We start from the raw sequence: 21,884 nt of genomic DNA, 5'->3' as shown, positions 1-21,884 counted from the left end.
CCTGACCGACCGAGAAGCCCTATGCCCCGGCGCTTATTCAAACGCTACATGCCAGACCCGATGAGCATCAGGGAACACAAGTCCTTACGCTTTCTCGGCACGCTGTTGCATGACCCGAACCTGTGGCACCTCAACCGCCACTCCGTTGCCCGCGCCATGGCGGTGGGGCTGTTCGCCGCGTTCCTGCCGATCCCGTTACAGATGCTGCTGGCGGCGATCCTCGCCATCATCGTGCGCGGCAACATGCCGATTGCCGTGAGCCTGGTCTGGCTGACCAACCCGATCACCATGCCCGCCGTGTTCTTCTGCACCTACCAGACCGGCGCCTGGCTGATGGACGTTCCCGCCCGGCAGTTGCCGGACTCACTGAACTGGGAATGGATCAGGGGTGAAATCTCGACCTTGTGGCAACCGTTTCTGTTGGGCTCGGTGGTAACTGGGCTGGTACTCGGTGCACTGGCCTACTTCCTGGTGATGATGTATTGGCGCTGGTGGGTGGCCAGGCAGTGGAAGCGGCGCAAGAAGAGCCGGATGTGAGAATGCAAAACGGCCTCCACTTGGGAGGCCGTTTTTTTGCGGTGTTCGAGTTTGCTCGCGATGCAGGCGACGCGGTATCCCTTAAGTCCGCATCCCGCGCCCGCTGACCAGCAACCTTGCACTACCGAGATACAGCACCGCTGTCGCAACCAGCATGAAGGCGATGGCCACGCTGATGCGGATATCCGATACGCCAAGGATGCCGTAGCGGAACGCATTGACCATGTGCAGCACCGGGTTGGCCAGGGACACGGTCTGCCAGAACGGTGGCAGCAAGGTGATCGAGTAGAAGACCCCGCCCAGGTAGGTCAGTGGCGTCAGCACGAAAGTCGGGATGATCGAAATGTCATCGAAGTTGCGCGCAAACACGGCATTGATGAAGCCCAGCAACGAGAAGATGGTCGCGGTCAGCACCACCACCAGAATGGTCACGCCCAGGTGATGCACCTGCAAGTGGGTGAAGAACAGCGACAGCAGGGTCACGATGATCCCCACCATCAACCCGCGCAGCACACCGCCCAGGGTGTAGCCGATCAGAATAGTGTGCGGCGACAACGGCGAGACCATCAATTCTTCAATGGACCGCTGGAACTTGCTGCCGAAGAAACTCGACACCACGTTGCCGTAGGAGTTGGTGATCACCGACATCATGATCAGCCCCGGCACGATGTACTCCATGTAAGTGAAGCCACCCATGTCGCCGATCTGCCGACCGATCAGATTACCGAAGATCACGAAGTACAAGACCATGGTGATGGCCGGCGGCAGCAGGGTCTGGGGCCAGATCCGGGTGAAACGCCGGACTTCACGGTAAACGATGGTGTTGAGGGCAACGAGGTTGGGGCGCAGCTCGGAACTCATACCGCCACCTTCGACAGATTTTTCTCCACCAGGGACACGAACAACTCCTCGAGGCGATTGGTTTTGTTACGCAGGCTCAGCACTTCGATGTTCTGCTCCGCCAACTGGGTGAAAAGCGCGGTGATGCCCATGGACTTTTCCACCTGGACTTCCAGGGTGTGGCTGTCGATCAGCCGGGACGGATAGCCGAGCAACTGCGGCGCAGCTGGCAGGTCGCCCTTGAGGTCCAGCAGGAAGGTTTCGACATGCAACTGGCTGAGCAACTGCCGCATGCTGGTGTTCTCGACGATGGTGCCGTGGTCGATGATGCCGATGTTGCGGCACAGCTGCTCAGCCTCTTCCAGATAGTGGGTCGTGAGGATGATGGTGATGCCTTTCTCGTTCAGCTCGGTGAGGAAGCTCCACATCGAGCGACGCAGCTCGATATCCACCCCGGCGGTCGGCTCGTCGAGGATCAGCAGACGCGGTTCATGAACCAGCGCGCGGGCGATCATCAGGCGACGCTTCATGCCACCGGACAGCGAGCGCGATGGCACGTCCTTCTTGTCCCACAGGCCGAGCTGGGTCAGATACTGTTCGGCGCGTTCCTTGGCGATTTTCGCCGGGATGCCGTAGTAACCGGCCTGGGTCACGACGATGTCGAAGGTCTTTTCGAACTGGTTGAAGTTGAATTCCTGAGGCACCACGCCGATGGAGCGCTTGAGCTGCGCAGGATTCCTGTCCAGGTCGTGACCGAAGATGTTCACCGTGCCGCTGGTCTTGTTCACCAGGGTCGAGAGAATGCCGATGGTCGTGGACTTACCGGCGCCGTTCGGGCCGAGCAAGGCGAAAAAGTCACCTTCGGCGACATCCAGATCGATACCACTCAGGGCCTGGAAACCGTTGCCGTAGGTTTTGGTTAGCTGCCGGATGGACAGAGCGGAACTCATATCTGATTTACGCACCAAGAAGGGAAGAAAAGGATAAGTATGGGCGGCGGCGAACAAAACAACCGCAGCGGAGTGGCACAATGGTGCTTGTCGCCGCCACACAAGTACAGTCAAGCGTGTCGATAGTGAGTATTAAGTCAACGCGGTCATGACCGCCTTTTGATACGCCGGACGCTGTTTCAACCGGCCATACCAGGCCTGCAGATGCGGTTGTGGCGCACGTTCGATCGGCATCTCGAACCAGGCATAAATGAAACTGCCCAGGGGAATATCGCCCATGCCGATCTCGTCTCCGGACAGGTAGGGCTTGTTCGCCAACGCCTGATCGGCCATTGCCAGCAGCGTGTCGCACTCCTTGATCGCCGCCTTGATGGCGGGCCAGTCCTGCTGGTCTGCCGGGGTACGCAGCACACCCCAGAACACGGTACGGAACGGGCCGGCAAAGCTTGAGGTGGTCCAGTCCATCCACTTGTCGGCAGTGGCCCGGGCCTTGGGACTATTCGGGTACCAGGCCGTGCCGTCGGCATGCAAGGCCATCAGGTAACGCACGATGGCGTTGGACTCCCACAACACAAAACCGTCGTTTTCAATGACAGGCACGCGACCATTGGGATTCATGGCGCGGTATTCGGGTGTATCAACGACACCAAAGGCGCCACCGGCATCGATCGCCTCGTAGGCCAGCCCCAGTTCTTCGGCGGCCCACAATGGTTTTCTGACATTCGACGAGTTTTTCCGACCCCAGATCTTCAGCATGACCGCCTCTTTTTCGGTAAGTGGGCAGGCAGCATACGCCGGATCAGGCGCGACTCAAATCGCTCTGCATGTCGCCCAATAGTGGTTGCTGTTGCTCACCGAACAGGTGCGGATAGCACTTTTCCAGGTGTTCGAAAAAGAACGCTTCAGGTACGTCGGCGAACTGGCCGTGATCGACCAGGTACTCCATCAGCTTCGCGCCATCGCGGTTGAAGGGATGAAAAACGCTGTCGTTGATCCCGTCGAATTCCAGCGGCGCCACATTGAACAGGTCGCAGAGTTTGCGGTTGAACGCGGGTGTCGCCTTGACCCAGCGATCCTGCAAGTAAAACTCGGTGTAGCCGTGCATGGCGAACATGTCGCTCTTGAGCAATTCGAGCAGCCGTGGCGTCGACAAATGATTGCGCACATCCGCCAGGCCGATCCGCGCGGGAATCCCGCAATGCCGCGCTGCACCTGCCAGCAACGTGGCCTTGGGCACGCAGTAACTCTCCCCGGCCGCCAGCGCATAACTGCCGCGCAGGGTCTGCGGGTCGCGACTGAACGTGTACGGGTTGTAGCGCACCGCTTCGCGAACGGCGTAATAGAGACTGATCGCCTGCTCTAGCGGATCGCGACTGGCGCCACGGTGCTTTTCGGCGAACTCCACCACGGACGGATGGTCACTATCGATGAAGCGGCCGGGACTCAGATACTCGCGCATGAAAATAATCTCCTGGGGAAGCCCCGAGTCTAGCGAGAGCTTCAGCACAGAGATAACGACGTTTCGGCCAAACATGGCCGCTTTGCCGCTCGCTCAATGAACGTATTTCCCACGTGTGCGGCCCATTTGTCGCACGAAAATCATCCGGGGTTTCCCACGATTCGAATCACATCGCTCCAACCAGCCTGTTTCGCGGATGCCGTCTAAGCTCTGTGGGCTGGTTCGCCCTGGTTTCACGGAGGAATGAATATGCTGTTGTTGTGGATACTGGTTTTGCTGGTCGGGATTGCTTATTTGGCCCACCGCCGCATCGCCCCGCTGCCCGCCTTGGTCATCGTGGCCATCTATGTCGTGGCCATGGGCGCTTTCAGCCGCGCACCGGGCTGGCTGCTGCTGGTTTTCTGGGTGTTGATCGCCGCCGTCGCCGCGCCTTTGCTGCTGCCCGACCTGCGCCGCAAATTGTTCAGCGCGCCGATGTTCAACTGGTTCCAGAAAACCCTGCCGCCGATGTCGCAAACCGAACGCGATGCCATCGACGCTGGCACGGTCTGGTGGGACGGCGAACTGTTCAGTGGCCGTCCGGACTGGAGCAAGCTGCTGTCCTATCCCAAGGCGCAATTGAATGAAGAGGAACAGGCCTTCATCGACGGGCCGACCGAAACACTCTGCGCCATGGTCAGTGAATGGCAGCTCGGTCAAACCATGGACCTGCCGCCGCAAGCCTGGACATTCATCAAGGACAACGGCTTTTTCGCCCTGATCATCCCCAAGGAGTTTGGCGGCAAGGGCTTCTCCGCCTATGCCCACTCGCAAGTGGCGATGAAACTGGCGAGCCACAGCGGCGACCTTGCCTCAACCGTGATGGTCCCCAATTCCCTCGGCCCGGCCGAACTGTTGCTGCATTACGGCACCGACGAACAACGCAATCATTACCTGCCTCGCCTGGCGCGCGGCGACGACATCCCGTGCTTTGCCCTGACCGGTCCGCTGGCCGGCTCCGACGCCGGCGGCATGCCGGACTCAGGAGTGATCTGCAAAGGTGAATGGGAGGGCCAGGAAGTCCTCGGCCTGCGCCTGAACTGGGAAAAACGCTACATCACCCTCGGTCCGGTGGCCACCCTCCTCGGCCTGGCCTTCAAGGCCTACGATCCGGATCACCTGCTGGGTGACAAGGAAGACCTGGGCATCAGCCTGGCACTGATTCCGACCGACATCGCCGGTGTCGAGATCGGCCGCCGGCATCTGCCGTTGGGCGCGGCATTCATGAATGGCCCGAACTCGGGCAAGGATGTGTTCGTCCCGCTGGAGTTCCTCATCGGCGGCCAGGAGATGCTCGGCAAAGGCTGGATGATGCTGATGAACTGCCTGTCGGTCGGGCGTTCGATTTCCCTGCCGGCGGTGGGCACCGGCATGGCCAAGTTCACCAGTCTGGTAACGGGCCAATACGCTCAGGTTCGCGAGCAGTTCAATGTGCCGATTGCCTCGTTCGAAGGCATCCAGGAAGCCATGGCCCGCATTGGCGGCAACGCCTGGATGATGGATGCCGCCCGCATGCTGACTGCCAATGCAGTCGATCTGGGCGAGAAACCGTCGGTGCTGTCGGCAATTCTCAAGTACCACCTGACCGAACGCGCCCGCGACTGCATTAGCGACGCCATGGATGTGCACGGCGGCAAGGCGATCATCATGGGGCCGAACAACTACCTCGGTCGCAAATGGAACGGCGCGCCGATTTTCATCACCGTCGAAGGCGCGAACATTCTCTCGCGCAACCTGATGATCTTCGGCCAGGGCGCGATTCGCTGCCATCCCTTCGTGCTCAAGGAAATGGCCCTCGCCGACCGTGAAGACAAGGATCAGGCGCTCAGAGAATTCGATGACCTGCTGCTCAAGCACATCGGTTTCGCCGTGGGCAACGCCGCCAGTACGCTGGTGCTCAATCTCGGTTTCGGGCATCTGGAGCACACCCCGGGCGACAAACTCAGCCAGGGTTATTTCCGCGCACTCAACCGTCAGGCCGCTGCGTTCGCCCTGCTCGCCGACCTGAGCATGATGTTGCTGGGCGGCGCACTGAAACGCCGCGAACGCCTGTCCGCACGGCTAGGCGACGTATTGAGCAACCTTTACCTGGCGTCCGCCGCGCTCAAGCGCTACAACGACCTTGACTCACCGCAGTACATGGCACCACTGCTGACCTGGGCCATGGAAGAAAGCCTGGGCCAGGCGGAACGGGCGATGGATGAACTGCTGAGCAACTTCCCGAACAAAGTCGTGGGCTGTCTGTTGCGAGTGATCGTGTTCCCGTTCGGGCGCCGGCACAAAGGGCCATCGGACAAACTCGGCGCCGAAGTCGCAGGGGTGATCGGCCGCGCCAAGGGCGACCCGGCACTGGAGGAAGTGCTCATGGGGTGCTACCGCCCGCAAGCGAGCGACGATCCGGTCGGAGCATTGCAATACGCCTGCAATCTGTTGAGCGCCGCACAGCCGCTGCAGAAAAAGCTGCATATGGCACTCAAAAGTGGTCAGGTCAAACCGGTGGCCGGCGAGTCGCTGATCGATGCCGCCCTCGAGGCTGGTGTATTGCAGCCGGTGGAAGCCCAAACCCTGCGAGAAGCCGAGGCGGCCCGGCGCAAGGTGATCGATGTCGATGACTTTGACAAAGAGGCCTTGGCACTGGCCGAGGGAAAAGTCCGCTGATCCCGTCAAGCATGTAAAAACGGGCGCGGGCGCTTTATACTCCCGCGCCCGTTTTGCTCTTGAGGACTTATCTCGTGTCCAACATCGTTGCCGATCATCTCGTTTTACTCGACCACCTGCGCAGCATCCTGGTCGCCGTAGGTGAGGCCGAGCAGGTTCCCGACGAAAGTCATGCCTTGTTCCTTGAGCGCTTCGACGAACTGCTTGCGTTACTGCCTGTCGACCCGATCGAAAGCCAGTACCTGGGCCAGGACATCCTGTGCCAGGTCATCACTCGCTATCCGCAAATCGCTCACCTGGTCCCACGCGACCTGCTGTGGTATTTCGCCGGCGACTGCCTGCACTACATGCCCGATGATGAAATCGACCTGTATCAGGCACTGGAAGAGCGCCGCTTCGAAGCCGAACAGAACGACGAACCCTTCGATTGGAACCAGGAAAAGCAGTTGCTGGCGCTGTCGAACCAGGACAGCAAGCACTGATCATCAATCAGTGATGCCAAAGGCCCGCATGCTCAAGCATGCGGGCCTTTTTTTTCCTTCACCGCCCCCGTCAACTTCAGGCAACCGCACAGCGTTGCGAACTTTTCCGCAACGTCCGCCTGCCTATCTCCAGTCTTTGCACCAATAGTTTTCTCTCTATCTCATGGCACTTTGGTTTGATTGAACTACCTTCAAACTACAAGAAGTCATAACGGCTCGACTTTTCACGTTAGCTTCAGTGATCAGATAGCGGATTGGCAAAAGGAGTTACCTCACCATGATCCTGGCAGGCGTTTTCCGGCTCTGTACCTGCATTGCCGATGACTTTCCGGGGGGACCAGGTCGAACCCTAGGCGCGAGTATCGCTCTGACGGGCAGTCCAGGTTACCGGATCACTAAAAACCGTTTCAGCAATGGTCGCTCGCTATCCAGCCAGATCAGCGAATTGCGCCCGCTCGTGTGTAGCACGCAAGGAATAACGCCAAGGCCGTGGAAAAGTGGTCTGGCGCATTGGGGGAAGTAGTCCGGTCCCCGTGAGTGGTCCGAGACAACTTAGTTAGCCTGAAGATGGCCTATCCAGCGAGGATGTCCTTAAATGAGCTTTCGTACCGAGCCCGCTTTCAAGCGAATTATCCATGGCCTGTTCTGGATGGGCCTCAGCGTGGATGCGGCTCAGGCCGCTCCGGCCAATTGTTCACAACTCGACAATTGGCCGACAACGTACGAGGTCGGTCAGGGGCTGCAAAATGAACTGCGCAGCCCCGTTCCGGTGACGCAACTGGCGGTGGGTGACCCGAAAATTGCCGATGTGCAACCCAGCGGTGGCAACGCGTTCATACTCACGGGCATTGCGCCGGGGACCACCAGCCTGATGGTCTGGACCGCCTGTTCGAAAACGCCACGCCAAAGCATGGTGTTCGTCAAGGGTAGAGCCACGTCGGCGCTGACCAGTGTGCCGTCGGTACCTTCCGACGATCCGTTGCTGCCGAGCCAGGTGCAGACCGATGTCCGTTTCGTTGAAGTCAGCCGGACCAAGCTCAAGGAAGCCTCCGCCTCGATTTTCGGCGTCCGAGGCAACTGGCTGTTCGGCTCGCCGAGAACCTTGCCCACCATCGGCGGCATTGTCACGCCGGCGATACCGGTGAGAAACGACCAGTTCAACCTCACGTTTGCTACCGGCAGTACCCTGGTGGCGATCAACGCGCTGGAAGGCAGCGGTTTTGCCTACACCCTGGCGCGACCAAGCCTGGTTGCGCTTAGTGGGCAAAGTGCGAGCTTTCTGGCTGGCGGTGAAGTACCGATTCCAGTGCCCAGTTCAGGCAGCGATAACGTGTCCATCGAGTACAAGGAATTCGGTATCCGCCTGACACTGACGCCGACCATTGTCGGGAAAAACCGTATTGCACTGAAGGTGGCGCCGGAAGTCAGTGAACTGGACTTCACCAACGCCGTGAGCATCGCCGGCACGATAGTCCCGGCCCTGACCGTGCGCCGTACCGATACCAGCATCTCCCTGGCCGACGGCGAAAGCTTCGTCATCAGCGGCCTGATCAGCACCCACAACGACTCCCAGGTGAACAAGTTTCCGGGGCTGGGCGATATCCCGGTTCTGGGCGCCTTTTTCCGCGACAACACCATTAACCGTGAAGAGCGCGAACTGCTGATGATCGTCACCCCCCATCTGGTCCAGCCACTGGCTGCCGATGCACAACTACCGACATTGCCTGGCGAGCAGCTGCGCAATTACGACCCGAACTTCTACCGCATGTTTTTCCTGGAAAATGGCGACTTCGACAATCTCAGCGGGCTCTCGAAATGAACCGGAGCCTGAACCAGACTTGCCTCGCCCTCACTCGTAATGGTGACTTTGAACGCTTGCCGGGCCAACCTTATTGCCATTGGCCAGGCGTTCAACCTGTTGTCGCCAGAGGACACTCGATGAAAGCAGTCATTGCAATAGCGGCGACGTTAATGCTTGCAGGTTGTGCCAGCAATGGCATGACTTCGCGGCCGGCCAGCTGTGCCAAGCCCGGTTCGGATCAAGAACTGGCCCTGAACCTGGCCGACAACATGGCTGAAGAAGGCCGTTTATATGCCAGCCTGGCGAATCTGGAAGGTTTGCCCGATAGCATGGTCCAGGTTCGCCTGCGCAAGGCTAGGGTGTTGCGCTTGATGGGGCGTAATGGCGACGCGCAGCCATTGTACGAAAGCTTGCTCGGTACCTGTCTGGCGGCTGAAGGGGAACATGGCCTTGGTCAGTTGGCCGCCGCCAAAAATGATAACGCCAGCGCTGCCACTCACCTTGAGCGTGCGGTGAAGATGGCCCCCACCGACGACAGGATGCGAAATGACCTTGGGGTCGTCTACCTCAATCAGCAACGGATCCCTGAAGCACGCTTTGAGTTCATGACCGCCATGGAACTCAAGCAGGCAAACACACTGGCGGCACTCAATATGGTGACGCTGCTGATCTACCAGGATAACTGGAAGGCGGCCGCCGAACTCGTGACCCGCGCTGACTTGAGCCCCAAGCAAGTCGTAGAGGCTCAAACCCGAGCGGAAAAACTCAAGACCTCCGCCAAAAAAGTGGTGGCTACCGATGGGAATCGCAAGACTGAGGTAGCTGATGCCTCTACCAGTGCGAACAAGTAGAACGTACGAGGAGTCGAGATGAATACCAAAAGGCTGTTGATCGTGTGCACGGCTTGCCTGTCAACCACTGTCTGGGCCATTGAGCCAGGCCCTTCTTCGCCGTATCAACAAGGTACCGAACAGTGGTTGCAGCTGCAGATTCGCGGTGTGGTTGCCTCCCCTCACCTGCAAACCGCTTCGGCTACCGAACGTGACCTGGCCATGCAGCGCTGGCTGAACAGCTTCAACTACCCGATTCCGGAATTTTATGACCAGGATACAGCGGGAGACTTGAGCATCAGCGGCGGCAACTGAGGCATATCGATGGGTGATCAACTTCTGGCTTAATTCAGAGTGGCCTGGCTGCAAAGCCGGGCTTGATGTTGTGCGCGACAAAAGCAGTGGCATCTACGCATTATCCGCCATTGGACGGATTACCCTGGAGCAGATGTGTAGATCCTTGGCGGGAAAGTGCAGGTCAGGTACGGGTGGCAAGGCCGTCGCACTCGACAGCCTCAAACCGTTTGACCTCACCCGAATGCTCTCAAGACCCCGATCAGGGCTGGACCGATGGCAACCAGAAAGAAGCTCGGCCACAGGCAAAAGATCAGCGGAAATATCAGTTTGGTGCCGATTTTCGCCCCTGCCTCTTCGGCGGCTTGGGTGCGCCGGTCACGGAATTCATCGGCATAGATGCGCAGGGTGTCGGCCACGCTGGTACCAAAGCGGATGCTCTGCGCCAACAAGCTGACCAACCCTTGTACGTCATCCAGGCCGGTGCGCACAGCCAGTTGTTTGAGTGCCTCGGTACTGGTAATGCCCGCGCGGATTTGCGCATTGACCTGGGCCAGTTCCTCCGCCAGCTCAACATGGCTGACCGACATCTCTTCAGCCACACGTTCGATGGTCGTGGGCAGGGCCAGGCCCGACTCCACGCAGACGACCATCAGGTCCAGCGCATCTGGAAACCCGACACGCAACCGGTTTTGACGCGATTCCTTACGCTTGCTGACATACAGTGCCGGCAGCAACCAGCCGATACCGGCCGCCATGGTCACCACTAACAAGCCGATCATCAATGAGACCTTGGGGATCAACGGCAACAGCAGCAACGCAAGGCCGATCATTAGCAGCGGTAACATCAGGCGCACCGCCCAGTACATCTGTACCGCCGAAGAGGAACGATAACCCGCATGCATCAACAGGGTCCGGGTTGCGGACGTCTTGGTCGACTCGGTCGAAGCAAAGCGCTGGCCGACCCGTTCCAGCAGCAATTGCAGGTTACCCGGAGCCTCCTGCCCGACCGCATTGCCTAAATGACCACGCTTGATCAACGCCAGGCGGCGCTGCACCGGGTCCTGAAGGCCCAACATCAGCAACATCAGGGCGACGACCGCAAACACCGTACTTAAACCGATCACGCTGATGAACAATAAGCGCGCCAGTTCTTCGTTCCCCGTAAGCCGACTGAACAACCCCAGTAAAAAGTCCATGATCCTGTACCTCCCGGTAGCGAGTACCGCTTAAACCTGAATCCGGATGATTTTTTTTATCCAGAAAATCCCGACCAACATGGCGCCGAAAGCCCCGATGATCAGCTTATGGCCCGTGGGATCATTGATCAGCACAGGAAGGTAACTGGGGCTTGTAACGATGATCGCAATCGCCAGCACGAAAGGAATCGCCACCAGCACCCAAGCCGACATACGTCCTTCCGCCGACAAGGTCTTGATCTTGCGCTGAAAGCGGAAGCGGCCTCGGATCAGCCGACTCAGGCGTTCCAGCACTTCCGTCAAATTGCCGCCGGTCTCGCGATGGATGAGGATCGACGTCACCAGCATCATCACCGTCATGCTTGGCATGCGCTCCAGCAGGCCGAGCATGGCCCGGCGAACATCGTTGCCATAGTTGATATCGGCGAAGGTCAGGCCAAACTCATGAGCGACCGCCCCTCGGTGCTCCTCGGCGACCAGGCGCAGGGTTTCGTTGAACGGGTGCCCGGCGCGCAGGGCCCGGCACATGGCATCCAGCGCATCTGGCAAGCCTTCTTCGAACTGCGCAAAACGTTTGTTGCGATCGCGCAGGATTTTCAGCACCGGGACCCAGGCCACCACAAAAGCCACCGCCAGCGCCATCCACCAGATCGCCGAAAACATCAGGACTATGGCGCCAGCTGCGACGCCGAGGGCAAGCCCGAGCAATATCACCCGATAAGCACGATATTCATGGCCCGACTGCTCAATCAGCTGTGTCAGGTTCGCCATAAAAGGTAACTGCTCGAGCATCGCCTCCAGTGGCGACAAGCGCGTCAGGTACTTCTGCCTCAGTACCGTTTGCATGTTGGGTAGATGGTTGGCTTTCTCCAGTACATGCAAGCGGCCGCGGATGAGCTTGCGCATCTTCCCGGCCTCGCCGAATACCGGCACCGCCACGCCCTGGGACAGAAGGAAGACGGCGATAAACACCATGCCAAGGAACATCAGAATGAATTCACCGGGAACCTGATTCATGACTGCCGTGCCTCCATCCACTCAGGCCTGAACATCGTAAGCGGCAACTCGATGCCGCGCTTGGCAAGCACATCACGGAAGGCGGGGATCATGCCGCTGGGCCGGTATTCACCCAGCACTTCGCCGTTTTCGCCCAAGCCATGGCGCGAAAAGGAGAAGATTTCGGTCATGGTGATGATCTCGCCCTCCATGCCGTTGATTTCCTGCACGCTGACCAAGCGGCGCTTACCGTCCTCCTGACGTTCCAGCTGGATCACCACATCGATGGCCGAAGCAATCTGTTGACGCATGGCTTTGATCGGGAAGGTCGCCCCGGTCATCGACACCATGTTCTCGACCCGCCCCAATGCATCACGCGCGGTATTGGCATGGATCGTGGTCAACGAGCCATCGTGGCCGGTATTCATAGCAGTCAACATGTCCAGCGCCTCGACGCCGCGCACTTCTCCGATCACGATGCGGTCAGGACGCATCCGCAGGCTGTTGCGCACCAATTCCCGCTGGCTCACCTCGCCGCGCCCCTCGATATTCGAAGGTCGGGTTTCCAGACGCACCACGTGGGGCTGCTGCAGTTGCAGTTCGGCCGAATCCTCGATGGTGACGATCCGCTCGTTGTGCGGAATGAAACTGGACAGGACATTGAGCATGGTGGTCTTGCCGCTGCCGGTACCGCCGGAAATCAGCACGTTCAAGCGCCCACGGACAATCGCCTTGAGCAGCAGGGCGATGGCCGGGGTCAACGTCCCCACCTGGATCAGGCTGTCGGTATTGAGCAGATCCACCGCAAAGCGCCGGATCGACATGCTCGGGCCGTCAATGGCCAGCGGCGGGATAATTGCGTTGACCCGCGAACCGTCCTTGAGCCGGGCATCCACCAACGGCGAGGACTCGTCGATACGCCGCCCCAGGCTGGAGACGATGCGGTCGATGATGTTCAGCAAATGCTGATCATCGCGAAAGCGCACATCGGTGCGTTGCAATTTGCCGAAGCGCTCGACATAGACTGAAGCATAGCCGTTGACCAGGATGTCGGACACGCTGTGATCGGCCAGCAAGGGCTCCAGGGGGCCAAGGCCGAGCACCTCGTCGGTGATCTGTTTGATGATCAATTGGCGGCTGGAAGTACTCACCGGTGCGGAATGCTCATCAAGCAGACGCTGGCAAATATCACGAATCTGCCGCGCGGCCTCAGCCTGTTCAAGGGAGTCCAGCAAGGACAGGTCCATGACCTTGAGCAACTGCTGGTAGATCTTTTCCCGCCACTCGGCCTCCACCGGGGTGACCTGGGTTCTGGTTTCGTACATGACATCCGGGATTGCGTGCTCCCAGGCCATCAATTGATCTGCCGGATCCGGCTGGTCACCGTCCAACGGGGTCACCGACGATGAGGCGGTTTTACCGGACTGTTTGCGCAAGCGGTTACGAAAGTCGCTGATCATGGGTCATCCCCCGAAAAAACGGTTGAAGGCGCGTTTGAATAAGCCTTTGTTCCCTACAGCCTGTTGACCGACCAGATCCTCGGTCATGTCGCGCAGTGCAACAGTGATCGCTGCCTTTGGCGCATGCAGCCCCAACGGCACGCCAGTGTTCTGACTCTGGCTGACCAGGTTGAAGTCGTTGGGTAATTTCGACAGGTTCGTGCAGCGCAGCGCCTCGCCGATATCCTTGAGACTGACCGCTGCCGACTTGTCATAGCGGTTGACCACAATCTGCAATTGATCCCCACGCACGCCCAGGTCTTCGCGAAGAATCCGCACCAGGGAGCTGGCATCGCGCAGATGGCTGACGCTCTGCTGCACCACCACGTACACCCGGTCCGCCTGTTCCAGCACGGAGCCGGTGAGGTGGTCGATTTGCCGTGGCAGATCGATCACTACCCAGTCATAGCTGGCGCGGGCCAACTGCAACAAGGTGTCAAGTTGCTCGGGTTGGGCATCCTGCGGCAGACACAGCTCACCGGCCCGGCCACCCAGCACATGCAAGGTCGGGCTGAAGTGGCTGCAAAAACCCCGTAGCGCAACACTGTCCATGCCGTCGATCTGATGCAACACCTCAAGATGGCTGTGGGTTTGCGCCACATCCAGATAATGCGTCACGCTGCCAAATTGCAGGTCCATATCCAGCAACAGGGCAGTGCCACCCTTCATGCTGAGCTGCTGAGCCAGGTTGCAAGCCAGCATGGTGCCGCCGGATCCGCCCTTGGAGCTGGTCACGGCGATCAATTTCCCTACTGTCCCGCTGCCGGTTCGAACCTCCAGGACCAGCCGATTCAAGGCGGCGACCAGTTCTGCCTCGGCGACGGGCTCGGGCAGCACGTCACGGGCGCCGGCCTGCATCGCTAGACGCATGCCTTCCTGTTCGCTCAGCAGCCCGCACACCAGCATCGGCGGACGCTCATGGGCCGGGCGCTGCAACAGTGCCGCCAGCTCCTCGCGCCACAGGTGGCTGACGCGCAGCAGCAACAGATCGGGCATCCGGTCCAAGCCATAGAGGGGGTCGACATGCCCATTGCTCACCAGTCGAGTGCTCACCTCCAGGCTGGGCATGCGTTGGCAGACACTCTGCAGGTCGCGCAACGACGTGGCATCACGGCTACTGATCAGCAACCTGAGCCCGGCTTTGCCGGTCGAGGCAGAGAGTGGAGTGTCCTTGGTATTCAGCATGGCGTGATCTCCCCGGAATCGGAATGACGCCCGAGGCTTTCGCGTGGCAACGTTGCCCTGATTGCGGGCAAGGTAATGGGCACGCCGAACCCGGGAATGAACAGATTGAAAACGTAGTTCTGCAGACTCAACTGGACATAGCGGATGGCACGGAAACCATTGCTCCCACTTGTGTCGGCGGGGTTTGTCACCAGCGCGCCGTTTGCGTCCAGATATCTCAAAGTCAGGTTACCGGTGCTCAGATTGCCGATCAGCCGGCTGGTACCCGCGTCGCCTGCGGCATTGAATATCGCCCGCTGCAGGACCACCGGATCGCTGATATTGCACACCGCCGCCAGGCGCGTACCACGGCGCACGGCTTCATCCAGCGCATTGACTGTGAAGTACAGGCGGCCCATTTCCACTACGCCGAACAACAGCGTGAACACCAGCAGACCAACGATGGCGAACTCCACCGTATAGGTGCCGCGCATGTTTTTTCTGTTCATCACAGGGCCCTCATCACGGTAGTGGCGACCAGCGGAATTCCCAGTGCAATCTGATTACCCAAAAAACCGGGAAGCGATCCGGTGCAATTACCACTGCCAATCACCGGGCAGAACGTGTAAGTGATGGTGACCCGCACATGGTCGGTGCCCACCGCGGCAACGACCACGTTGCCAGTCGTCAACCCTGACACCACCGCGTTCCCGGTGTTGGCAGGCACGCCATACACCGCAACGTTTTTCGTCTGGGTCAGTAGAGTACTGCTCAGAGAGACCGCACCCAGCGTCGAATTCCAGGCATTGCTGGCAACGAAACGGTCGGCATCGCGGCTGGCCTGCAGCAGGATATTGTACTGATAGAGCATGCGGCCGAACTCACCGAAGGCCAGCATCAGCAACAGCAACACCGGCAGGACCAGGGTGAACTCGACCATGGCAACGCCTTGCTGGCGCTGCCGACTTTTAAATCCATGAAGTCTCATGACGCCCCCCTACGAGTCAGTGCTCGGAGTACCGCTGCCGTTGAGATAGGTTTTGTACAGCTGGATGATCTGCGGGCCTGAATCGGTGGACGGCGAGGGGCCAGCCACGTTGTCGCCTTCACACTCTTTGACGAACTGGCCGAAGATCTGCGCGTCCCCACCGCCGCCATTCATGGGCTGCACCACGAAATAACAGCCAAAACCGAGGACGGGGATCGAGGTTGAACCGCCCTGTTTGCCGGTGCAGTCGCCCACCACGATTTTCAGCATCCGACGCTCGAACACCCCATTGCCCTGACAGCCACTGCCCCCTGCCACACATGCGGCAACGCTCGCACGCCAGTCGTTGTAGTCCAGTATCGTGTTGCCGCCCGCCGTGAGATCGCCGTTGTTCGAGGTGACGACTTGCCCCTGGTACTTCACTTGTGGAGGGCTGACTGAGTCGTCATAAATGATTGCGGGGTTACTGGACGACGTCACCAGGTCCGGTGGATAGTCCGAGGCACTGACCGGGCCGTTGTAGATGCCGAAGCGCGTATTCAGGCCTTGAGAGGTAGGGCCGACCATGTTGCCAGGGGAGGTCTGGACATTTTGCCCCACATCACGACAGACTTTGCCACCGCCGGCCAGATCCTCCCTGACCGTACTGCCGCCCGAGCCAAAATCGAGCAACTGAAAGTTGCCTGGACCAATGGGCGACGAATTGCCGGCAGCCGTCTTCAATACCTGCAAATCCCCAAACTGGAAGCCCCAGAACATGCCAGCGCCCGGGTTGTACTGAGTCGAGTCGCCACACACCATCAAAGGCGCGAGATCGCAGGGGCTGGTAGGGCTGGGACCGGCGGTTGCGATCGCCGCCACTGCTTTGGGTCCCAGGCCACCAGCGCCGAAGACCTGGGCGAAGTTCCAGAAAAATCCTGTCAGGCCATAGCTCGGTACCGATACCCGGACGTACTTGGCATCCGTCGGTCCGGGATAGGAGAACGGGCCATAGACGCTGCTTGCCAGTTCCACCACCGCAAATGCACCGGCGTTGCCGCCCACAGCCGTGGCCAACTCGTTGTTGCCCGCGGCATTGGCATTCTGTACCAGCGTATTGAGCGCGGCGGTGCGCGTGGCGCTGGCACTGTTGGTGCCACCCTCCACCTGGCTCAGGGTTTTGGCGCCACTCAGGGCGGCGGCGTCCACCGCATTCTGCAGGCGCGTCTTGTTCAGCATGATATGCCCGCCGTCCAGAGCCAGCGCCGCCATCAGGCCGATCACTCCCAGCGTGATCACCATCAATACACTCACCGATCCTTCCTGGCGCCTTGGCGTCGAAGTGAACGGCCGCTGAATACGAAGATTCATCATCAAGCCCTCGATTGCCGATACTGATCCGGATCGGCTCCGCCATTACACTGGTGCCAAGGTACGGTTGTACCCTGTCAGCGAATGTTGACTACTTTGGCTTCGGTCCCGCGGATAACGGTGATACCCCCGCCCTCGCCGCTGCGCTGTACCACGCGTTTTGGCGCCTCGGCGGTGGCCACAGCCATGGCCGGGGCAACAGGTGCAACAGGCGTGGCTGGCGCAACGGCCGCCGCTTTCTTCTCGAGGTTCAGCGGGTTACGCAGCGCCAGTTGCAACTTGCCTTCCGTCTGTGCGGTGACCAGGGTTTCCGCTTCAGCGGCCGACATCTCCAGGGTCACTGCGCGTACCACTACCGGCTGGGTCTTGTCGGTGCCTGCGGTCTGATCCACCGCCAACACTCGCAAGTTCTCGAGGATGGTCCTGGACGTGGCGTTGTTACTGCCAGCATTGGTGGTTTTGGTCGCCAGTACATCGACCCGGTTACCCGGCAACAGGAACCCGCCCACGCCGACCACATCGTCCACGCGTACCGATATGGCGCGTTTGTCAGGATCAATCAAGGAAGCCAGGGTACTGCCCCCCAGATGCTCGCTAAGCCGTGCACCGCGCACGATGTCGCCCCGCAGAATGTCGAAGGTTGCGATCTTGCCCACGGCTTTTTCGCTGGCATCGAAAGCATCGTCCGGGATCGTATCCATGGGCATGCGTACGGTCGTGACCTGTTGGGGCTCGACCATCTGCCCGAATGGAATTTCTACCGTGGCGACCACCACGTTTCGAAGGTGGTCATCCGGGCTGGCATTGAGCCGCGCGCTCAGCCAGGAGTCGGCCATCCATGCAGCCCCAAGGCCCATGACCAGTGAAGCGCCTATCAGGGTAAGCGTACGAGAGCTCATGTCAGTATCTCCGCATCAAAGAAAGTTGAGCTGGACGAAGTAGTTGTGCCAGGCCCATTCCAACTCTTTCGGTGACAGTGGTCCGGAACCGCCGATATAACGCTGGCGATCGAGCGCCATGTTCAGGAGATCTCGGGGATGGCAAGGCACCAGGGGCATGCCTTCACTTGCATAAAGCCTTTGCAGCACATAACGCACCAACAACGGGTCATAGGAAATACCCAGACGCTCGCTTTCCTGACGCCAGATCTTTTCGTACTCCTCGGGCTTCAGGTAACCGAATTGCAGCTTGTAGCCAATCCGGCGAAGGAAGGCCTCATCGGCCAGCTCCAGGGGATTGAGGTTGGTGGAAAACACCAGAATCAGATCGAATGGCAGCTCGCAATGCCGACCACCGCCCAGGTTGAGGAAATCGCGCTTCTCTTCCATCGGGACGATCCAGCGATTCAACAGCTCGGCGGGTGCCATGCGCTGGCGCCCCATGTCGTCAATGATGAACAGGCCATTGCTGGCCTTGAGCTGCAGGGCAGCCTGGTATTGACGAGTGAAAGGGTCATAACGAACGTCCAACTGTTCCATGCTCAACTCACCGCCCGTGATGACGATCGGGCGTTTGCAGCACAGCAGTCGACGGTCGATCCCTTCGTTAAGCATCAGATTGTTCTGTTGAGCGTTGTCATCGAGCCGCTGATGCACTTGCGGGTCATAGATCTCGATCACCGACTCGTTGATGACGATGGCATGAGGGACCCAGATGGCCTCGGCGAACAGACGGATCAGCCGACTGCTGACATAAGTCTTGCCGGTACCCGCAGGGCCATAAATCATGATCGCGCGCCCGGAGTTCATCGCCACACCCAACTGATCGAGCATCTCCTCCGTAAGCACTACGCCAGCCAGGGCATTGCGCATATCGTTGGCGTTGATGCGACCATGGTGAATGGTCTGTAGCTTGATCAGGGACCGGTAGGTACTCACCGGGAAGGGTGCCGCACCGATATAGCCACTGCGCGACAGGGCATCGCGGGCAACACTGCGACCACGCTCGGTCAGGCCATAACGCAACATCTGCCCGCCCGTTTGACTCACTTGGCCGAGTACTTCGACACGGCCATCCTTGCGCAAAAACCCCAGGATCTCTTCAAGTACCGCGCCGGTCAGCGCCAGGCGGTCCACCAGCCGCGACATGTCCAGCACACCGGCATCAAACAAATGCTTGCACACCAACTCGCCGAGAAAACTGTCGGTCAGACCTGTTTCGCGGATTGTGCACGGCTGAGGAGCCAGTCGCTGCACCGCTTCCCGCTCATTGGGGAAGGCACCAGTATCAACCATGACGTGCATGACTAATCTCCCAACCCACTGGCAAGGAGTTGCCAGTAGATGCTGCCCAGCGTGCCGAGCAAGATTGCAATCGAATAAGGAAAAGGCTTGCCGGCTACTTCATCCGAAGTTGGCGCCAGATAAGCCTGCGCCCTAAGAATCAACCAATAACGCCCCAGGGTTTGAAACAATTGACCGCGATACAGCACTATCAAAAAACCGCAGACGCCGCCGGCTATCAAGCTGAACATTGCAGCCCACAAAGCGAAATGGAATGGTAGAAAACTGCCGACCATGGCCATCAACTTGACGTCGCCGGCGGCCATGCCACCGAAGGCGTACATAGGCAGGAACAGCGCAAAACAGATCAGAATGCCCAACAGGCTGTCACCCAATCCGCTGATGCCACCTGAATACATTTGAGCACCCAGTCCCAGGGCAAGGCCCAACAGGACCAGCATGTTGGGAATACGGTGGCGAAGCAGGTCGCTCACCACCGCGACGCTCAGCAGTCCTAGCAGTAAAACAGTCGACACCAGCAATTCCATGGACATGGCGCGTCTCCCCTGGCGGGATTATCGTTAGCAGGCAGCACCTTTGACCGCAGCGCACAGAGCTGTGATCTTGGTGTTCACCTCACCGCCCAAAGTTACAAACATTGCAGCAACAGCTACCGTAATCAGTCCACCGGCAACGGCGTACTCCACAATAGTCAGGCCATCTTCATCTTTGGCGAACTTGCTTATAGAAGTTCTGATTGTTTGCAAAGTCATTTTTGTAAACCTCACTTCAGCGGCCATACGGCTCAGAAAGTACATTGGCGGGGACAGCGCGAAGTCCATTGAGTTGCCCGGTCTATCAGCGCGCCCCGCCAACGTGAGTTGCAATCATTAGCAGGCAGCACCTTTGACCGCAGCGCACAGTGCAGTGATCTTGGTGTTCACGTTGGTGCCCAAAGTTACAAACATTGCGGCAACAGCCACCGTAATCAGCCCACCGGCAACGGCGTACTCCACAATGGTCAGGCCATCTTCATCTTTGACGAACTTCACTACCGAAGCCTTGATTGTTTGCATGATCATTTTGCCCACCTCACTCGAATGTTGTTTTTTCTGAGGCAGTACTTTCTGCGCTGCCTGAGTGCAACACTAGTCAGGGGCAAGGCATAGGCGTTAGGAAGATTTTGCACATCGCTAGGACTTTTTTGCGGGGTGGCCAAATACAGGGCATTGGCCTTTGCAGAAGTAACGGGAGGGGTGAACAAGGCATTGAAACGCAAAGGCAATTGTCATTGATTCACAAGCGACAGGCGGTTAAACCCTGGTTTATCGACAACACACGAGCAAACACTCGCCCGGGGCTGCCCTTCAGGTAACCCATAGAGCGAAAAGAACTAAAAATCGTCTTTCCTATCAGGATTAAATCTGCAAAGTGATGGCACCTTGGCAATACTCCTTAGCGAGAGAGTCACCAAGAACCTCAGAGCAGAGACATGACGTCCAATGTAACCAAAAGGCCATCACTCTTATGGTTCGATCTGACTCATGATCGGTCCACGAAAGAACTCGTCGCGCAGTTTGAGGGTTCCTGCGACTGCAATCTGGCGAAAAACTCCGTGCTACCCATCAGGGAACAGGCAGACATGATCTGCGTCCATTTTGATCGCCCTGATACGCCAGGCTTGAAGCTATTGCTGGAGATCAAACGCACCACCCCCAGCATCCCGATCACCATGTTCACCGTGCAGCACTCGGAGGAACTGGCTGTATGGGCCATGCGCTCCAGCGTCTGGGAATACATGGTGCTCCCGCTCTCGACCACCGAGAAGAAACGTTACCTGACGGCGGTGGTGCAACTCTGCGAGCTGCGCCGAAATGCTACCAGCCAGGGCAAGTCATCACAGATCGACCACTCCCCGACCCTGCCGGACAGCATCCGACGGACCTCTGGGCATCAAAAACACCAGGCGCTGAGCAATGTCATGCTGTACATCGAACAGCACTTTCGAGACAGCATCGATCAGAGGGAATTGGCTCAGCGCTGCGGCATGACGACATTTCGCTTCAGCCGCCTGTTCAAGGAAGCCAATGGGCTTGGCTTCACGGATTACATCTTGGACAAGCGCATGAACTTCGCCAAAGACCTGCTCGACAACAGCCAGATGCCGATTACCAGCATTGGCTATGAGGCTGGCTTCAAGGATCCTTCCTACTTCGCCCGTGCATTCAAGCAGTTCGCCAACTGCACACCCAGCGAATACCGCCTGGCACGCCAACTCAAAGCGGCTGCTGCTGTGCAACTGGATCAAGATGAAGAAACCTCTGAAGCGCTCGAAAGCCTGGTACAAAGCCTCAGCGGTTGATCCGGTTTTTTACGCGCAAACGAAAACGCCGCTCAATGAGCGGCGTTTTCGTTAAATATGGAGCGGGAAACGAGACTCGAACTCGCGACCCCGACCTTGGCAAGGTCGTGCTCTACCAACTGAGCTATTCCCGCAAATGGCGTCCCCTAGGGGACTCGAACCCCTGTTACCGCCGTGAAAGGGCGGTGTCCTAGGCCACTAGACGAAGGGGACA

General features: G+C 58.8%; 23 protein-coding genes and 2 tRNA genes. 7 read left to right on the top strand and 18 right to left on the bottom strand.

Features of this window, described 5'->3' with window-relative positions; all coding sequences use genetic code 11:
- Nucleotides 1-21: 21 nt before the first annotated feature.
- Complete coding sequence (locus tag AC3WTM_RS28125; protein ID WP_102669902.1) at nucleotides 22-537, top strand: DUF2062 domain-containing protein; 516 nt, start codon at nucleotides 22-24, stop codon at nucleotides 535-537.
- Nucleotides 538-618: 81 nt separating this feature from the next.
- Here AC3WTM_RS28125 and AC3WTM_RS28120 read toward each other — a convergent pair whose 3' ends face one another.
- The 4 genes from AC3WTM_RS28120 to AC3WTM_RS28105 all read right to left on the bottom strand — a co-directional run bounded on the left by AC3WTM_RS28120 (nucleotide 619) and on the right by AC3WTM_RS28105 (nucleotide 3,786).
- Nucleotides 619-1,398: an ABC transporter permease gene (locus AC3WTM_RS28120; RefSeq protein ID WP_046037490.1), complete on the bottom strand. Its 780-nt coding sequence runs from the start codon at nucleotides 1,396-1,398 to the stop codon at nucleotides 619-621.
- The gene (locus tag AC3WTM_RS28115; RefSeq protein WP_102669903.1) at nucleotides 1,395-2,327 is read right to left on the bottom strand and encodes an ABC transporter ATP-binding protein; all 933 of its coding nucleotides are present in this window, start codon (nucleotides 2,325-2,327) and stop codon (nucleotides 1,395-1,397) included. The genes AC3WTM_RS28120 and AC3WTM_RS28115 overlap by 4 nt, the downstream gene beginning before the upstream one ends.
- 132 nt (nucleotides 2,328-2,459) lie before the next feature.
- Nucleotides 2,460-3,083, bottom strand: a complete 624-nt coding sequence (locus tag AC3WTM_RS28110; protein WP_102669904.1) for a glutathione S-transferase family protein — start codon at nucleotides 3,081-3,083, stop codon at nucleotides 2,460-2,462.
- 43 nt (nucleotides 3,084-3,126) lie between these two features.
- Complete coding sequence (locus tag AC3WTM_RS28105) at nucleotides 3,127-3,786, bottom strand: transglutaminase-like domain-containing protein (protein ID WP_057713694.1); 660 nt, start codon at nucleotides 3,784-3,786, stop codon at nucleotides 3,127-3,129.
- Nucleotides 3,787-4,035: 249 nt separating this feature from the next.
- Here AC3WTM_RS28105 and AC3WTM_RS28100 point away from each other — a divergent pair, with 249 nt between their 5' ends.
- The 5 genes from AC3WTM_RS28100 to AC3WTM_RS28080 all read left to right on the top strand — a co-directional run bounded on the left by AC3WTM_RS28100 (nucleotide 4,036) and on the right by AC3WTM_RS28080 (nucleotide 9,911).
- Entirely contained in the window at nucleotides 4,036-6,483 is a 2,448-nt protein-coding gene (locus tag AC3WTM_RS28100; RefSeq protein WP_102669905.1) for an acyl-CoA dehydrogenase, read from the top strand.
- Nucleotides 6,484-6,557: 74 nt separating this feature from the next.
- Nucleotides 6,558-6,965, top strand: coding sequence for a PA2817 family protein (locus AC3WTM_RS28095; protein WP_007972361.1), 408 nt, complete (start codon nucleotides 6,558-6,560; stop codon nucleotides 6,963-6,965).
- A gap of 595 nt (nucleotides 6,966-7,560) precedes the next feature.
- Complete coding sequence (locus AC3WTM_RS28090; protein ID WP_102669907.1) at nucleotides 7,561-8,784, top strand: type II and III secretion system protein family protein; 1,224 nt, start codon at nucleotides 7,561-7,563, stop codon at nucleotides 8,782-8,784.
- Between the two features lie 119 nt (nucleotides 8,785-8,903).
- The gene (locus AC3WTM_RS28085) at nucleotides 8,904-9,617 is read left to right on the top strand and encodes a tetratricopeptide repeat protein (RefSeq protein WP_102669908.1); all 714 of its coding nucleotides are present in this window, start codon (nucleotides 8,904-8,906) and stop codon (nucleotides 9,615-9,617) included.
- Nucleotides 9,618-9,635: 18 nt separating this feature from the next.
- The gene (locus AC3WTM_RS28080; RefSeq protein WP_102669909.1) at nucleotides 9,636-9,911 is read left to right on the top strand and encodes a DUF3613 domain-containing protein; all 276 of its coding nucleotides are present in this window, start codon (nucleotides 9,636-9,638) and stop codon (nucleotides 9,909-9,911) included.
- 215 nt (nucleotides 9,912-10,126) lie between these two features.
- On the opposite strand, the gene AC3WTM_RS28075 is transcribed toward AC3WTM_RS28080, so the two are convergent.
- The 12 genes from AC3WTM_RS28075 to AC3WTM_RS28020 form a co-directional block, all read right to left on the bottom strand.
- The gene (locus AC3WTM_RS28075; RefSeq protein WP_102669910.1) at nucleotides 10,127-11,089 is read right to left on the bottom strand and encodes a type II secretion system F family protein; all 963 of its coding nucleotides are present in this window, start codon (nucleotides 11,087-11,089) and stop codon (nucleotides 10,127-10,129) included.
- Nucleotides 11,090-11,119: 30 nt separating this feature from the next.
- Nucleotides 11,120-12,106 carry a type II secretion system F family protein gene (locus tag AC3WTM_RS28070; protein ID WP_102669911.1) on the bottom strand — a complete coding sequence of 329 codons (987 nt, stop codon included), beginning with the start codon at nucleotides 12,104-12,106 and terminating at the stop codon, nucleotides 11,120-11,122.
- Entirely contained in the window at nucleotides 12,103-13,545 is a 1,443-nt protein-coding gene (locus tag AC3WTM_RS28065) for a TadA family conjugal transfer-associated ATPase (RefSeq protein WP_102669912.1), read from the bottom strand. The genes AC3WTM_RS28070 and AC3WTM_RS28065 overlap by 4 nt, the downstream gene beginning before the upstream one ends.
- Nucleotides 13,546-13,548: 3 nt before the next feature.
- Nucleotides 13,549-14,769 carry an AAA family ATPase gene (locus AC3WTM_RS28060; RefSeq protein ID WP_102669913.1) on the bottom strand — a complete coding sequence of 407 codons (1,221 nt, stop codon included), beginning with the start codon at nucleotides 14,767-14,769 and terminating at the stop codon, nucleotides 13,549-13,551.
- Nucleotides 14,763-15,257, bottom strand: a complete 495-nt coding sequence (locus AC3WTM_RS28055; RefSeq protein ID WP_102669914.1) for a TadE/TadG family type IV pilus assembly protein — start codon at nucleotides 15,255-15,257, stop codon at nucleotides 14,763-14,765. Before AC3WTM_RS28055 ends, AC3WTM_RS28060 begins: the two co-directional genes overlap by 7 nt.
- Nucleotides 15,257-15,736, bottom strand: a complete 480-nt coding sequence (locus AC3WTM_RS28050) for a TadE/TadG family type IV pilus assembly protein (RefSeq protein ID WP_102669915.1) — start codon at nucleotides 15,734-15,736, stop codon at nucleotides 15,257-15,259. The genes AC3WTM_RS28055 and AC3WTM_RS28050 overlap by 1 nt, the downstream gene beginning before the upstream one ends.
- Nucleotides 15,737-15,745: 9 nt before the next feature.
- Nucleotides 15,746-17,089 (bottom strand): TadE/TadG family type IV pilus assembly protein, encoded by a 1,344-nt coding sequence (locus tag AC3WTM_RS28045; RefSeq protein WP_102669916.1) that lies wholly within the window; start codon nucleotides 17,087-17,089, stop codon nucleotides 15,746-15,748.
- 74 nt (nucleotides 17,090-17,163) lie between these two features.
- The gene (gene cpaB / locus AC3WTM_RS28040; protein ID WP_102669917.1) at nucleotides 17,164-17,985 is read right to left on the bottom strand and encodes a Flp pilus assembly protein CpaB; all 822 of its coding nucleotides are present in this window, start codon (nucleotides 17,983-17,985) and stop codon (nucleotides 17,164-17,166) included.
- Between the two features lie 15 nt (nucleotides 17,986-18,000).
- Nucleotides 18,001-19,329 (bottom strand): DUF8689 domain-containing protein, encoded by a 1,329-nt coding sequence (locus AC3WTM_RS28035; protein WP_102669918.1) that lies wholly within the window; start codon nucleotides 19,327-19,329, stop codon nucleotides 18,001-18,003.
- 2 nt (nucleotides 19,330-19,331) lie between these two features.
- Nucleotides 19,332-19,862: an A24 family peptidase gene (locus tag AC3WTM_RS28030; RefSeq protein ID WP_102669919.1), complete on the bottom strand. Its 531-nt coding sequence runs from the start codon at nucleotides 19,860-19,862 to the stop codon at nucleotides 19,332-19,334.
- Nucleotides 19,863-19,889: 27 nt separating this feature from the next.
- A complete protein-coding gene (locus tag AC3WTM_RS28025) occupies nucleotides 19,890-20,081 on the bottom strand; it encodes a Flp family type IVb pilin (RefSeq protein ID WP_090457978.1) in 192 nt (63 codons plus the stop codon).
- A 117-nt stretch (nucleotides 20,082-20,198) separates the two neighbouring features.
- Nucleotides 20,199-20,390 (bottom strand): Flp family type IVb pilin, encoded by a 192-nt coding sequence (locus tag AC3WTM_RS28020; protein WP_090457250.1) that lies wholly within the window; start codon nucleotides 20,388-20,390, stop codon nucleotides 20,199-20,201.
- A 410-nt stretch (nucleotides 20,391-20,800) separates the two neighbouring features.
- On the opposite strand from AC3WTM_RS28020, the gene AC3WTM_RS28015 reads away from it, so the two are divergent.
- Nucleotides 20,801-21,670 (top strand): AraC family transcriptional regulator, encoded by an 870-nt coding sequence (locus AC3WTM_RS28015; protein WP_102669920.1) that lies wholly within the window; start codon nucleotides 20,801-20,803, stop codon nucleotides 21,668-21,670.
- A 58-nt stretch (nucleotides 21,671-21,728) separates the two neighbouring features.
- Here AC3WTM_RS28015 and AC3WTM_RS28010 read toward each other — a convergent pair.
- Together AC3WTM_RS28010 and AC3WTM_RS28005 are read right to left on the bottom strand one after the other, a co-directional pair.
- A tRNA-Gly gene (locus AC3WTM_RS28010) sits at nucleotides 21,729-21,804 on the bottom strand.
- A 3-nt stretch (nucleotides 21,805-21,807) separates the two neighbouring features.
- Nucleotides 21,808-21,883 (bottom strand) — tRNA-Glu (locus tag AC3WTM_RS28005).
- Between the last annotated feature and the right edge of the window lies 1 nt (nucleotide 21,884).

The sequence above is a fragment of the Pseudomonas sp. EU05-FHT14B02 genome, assembly GCF_058791055.1.
This window is presented reverse-complemented; position numbering and strand designations above follow the sequence as displayed.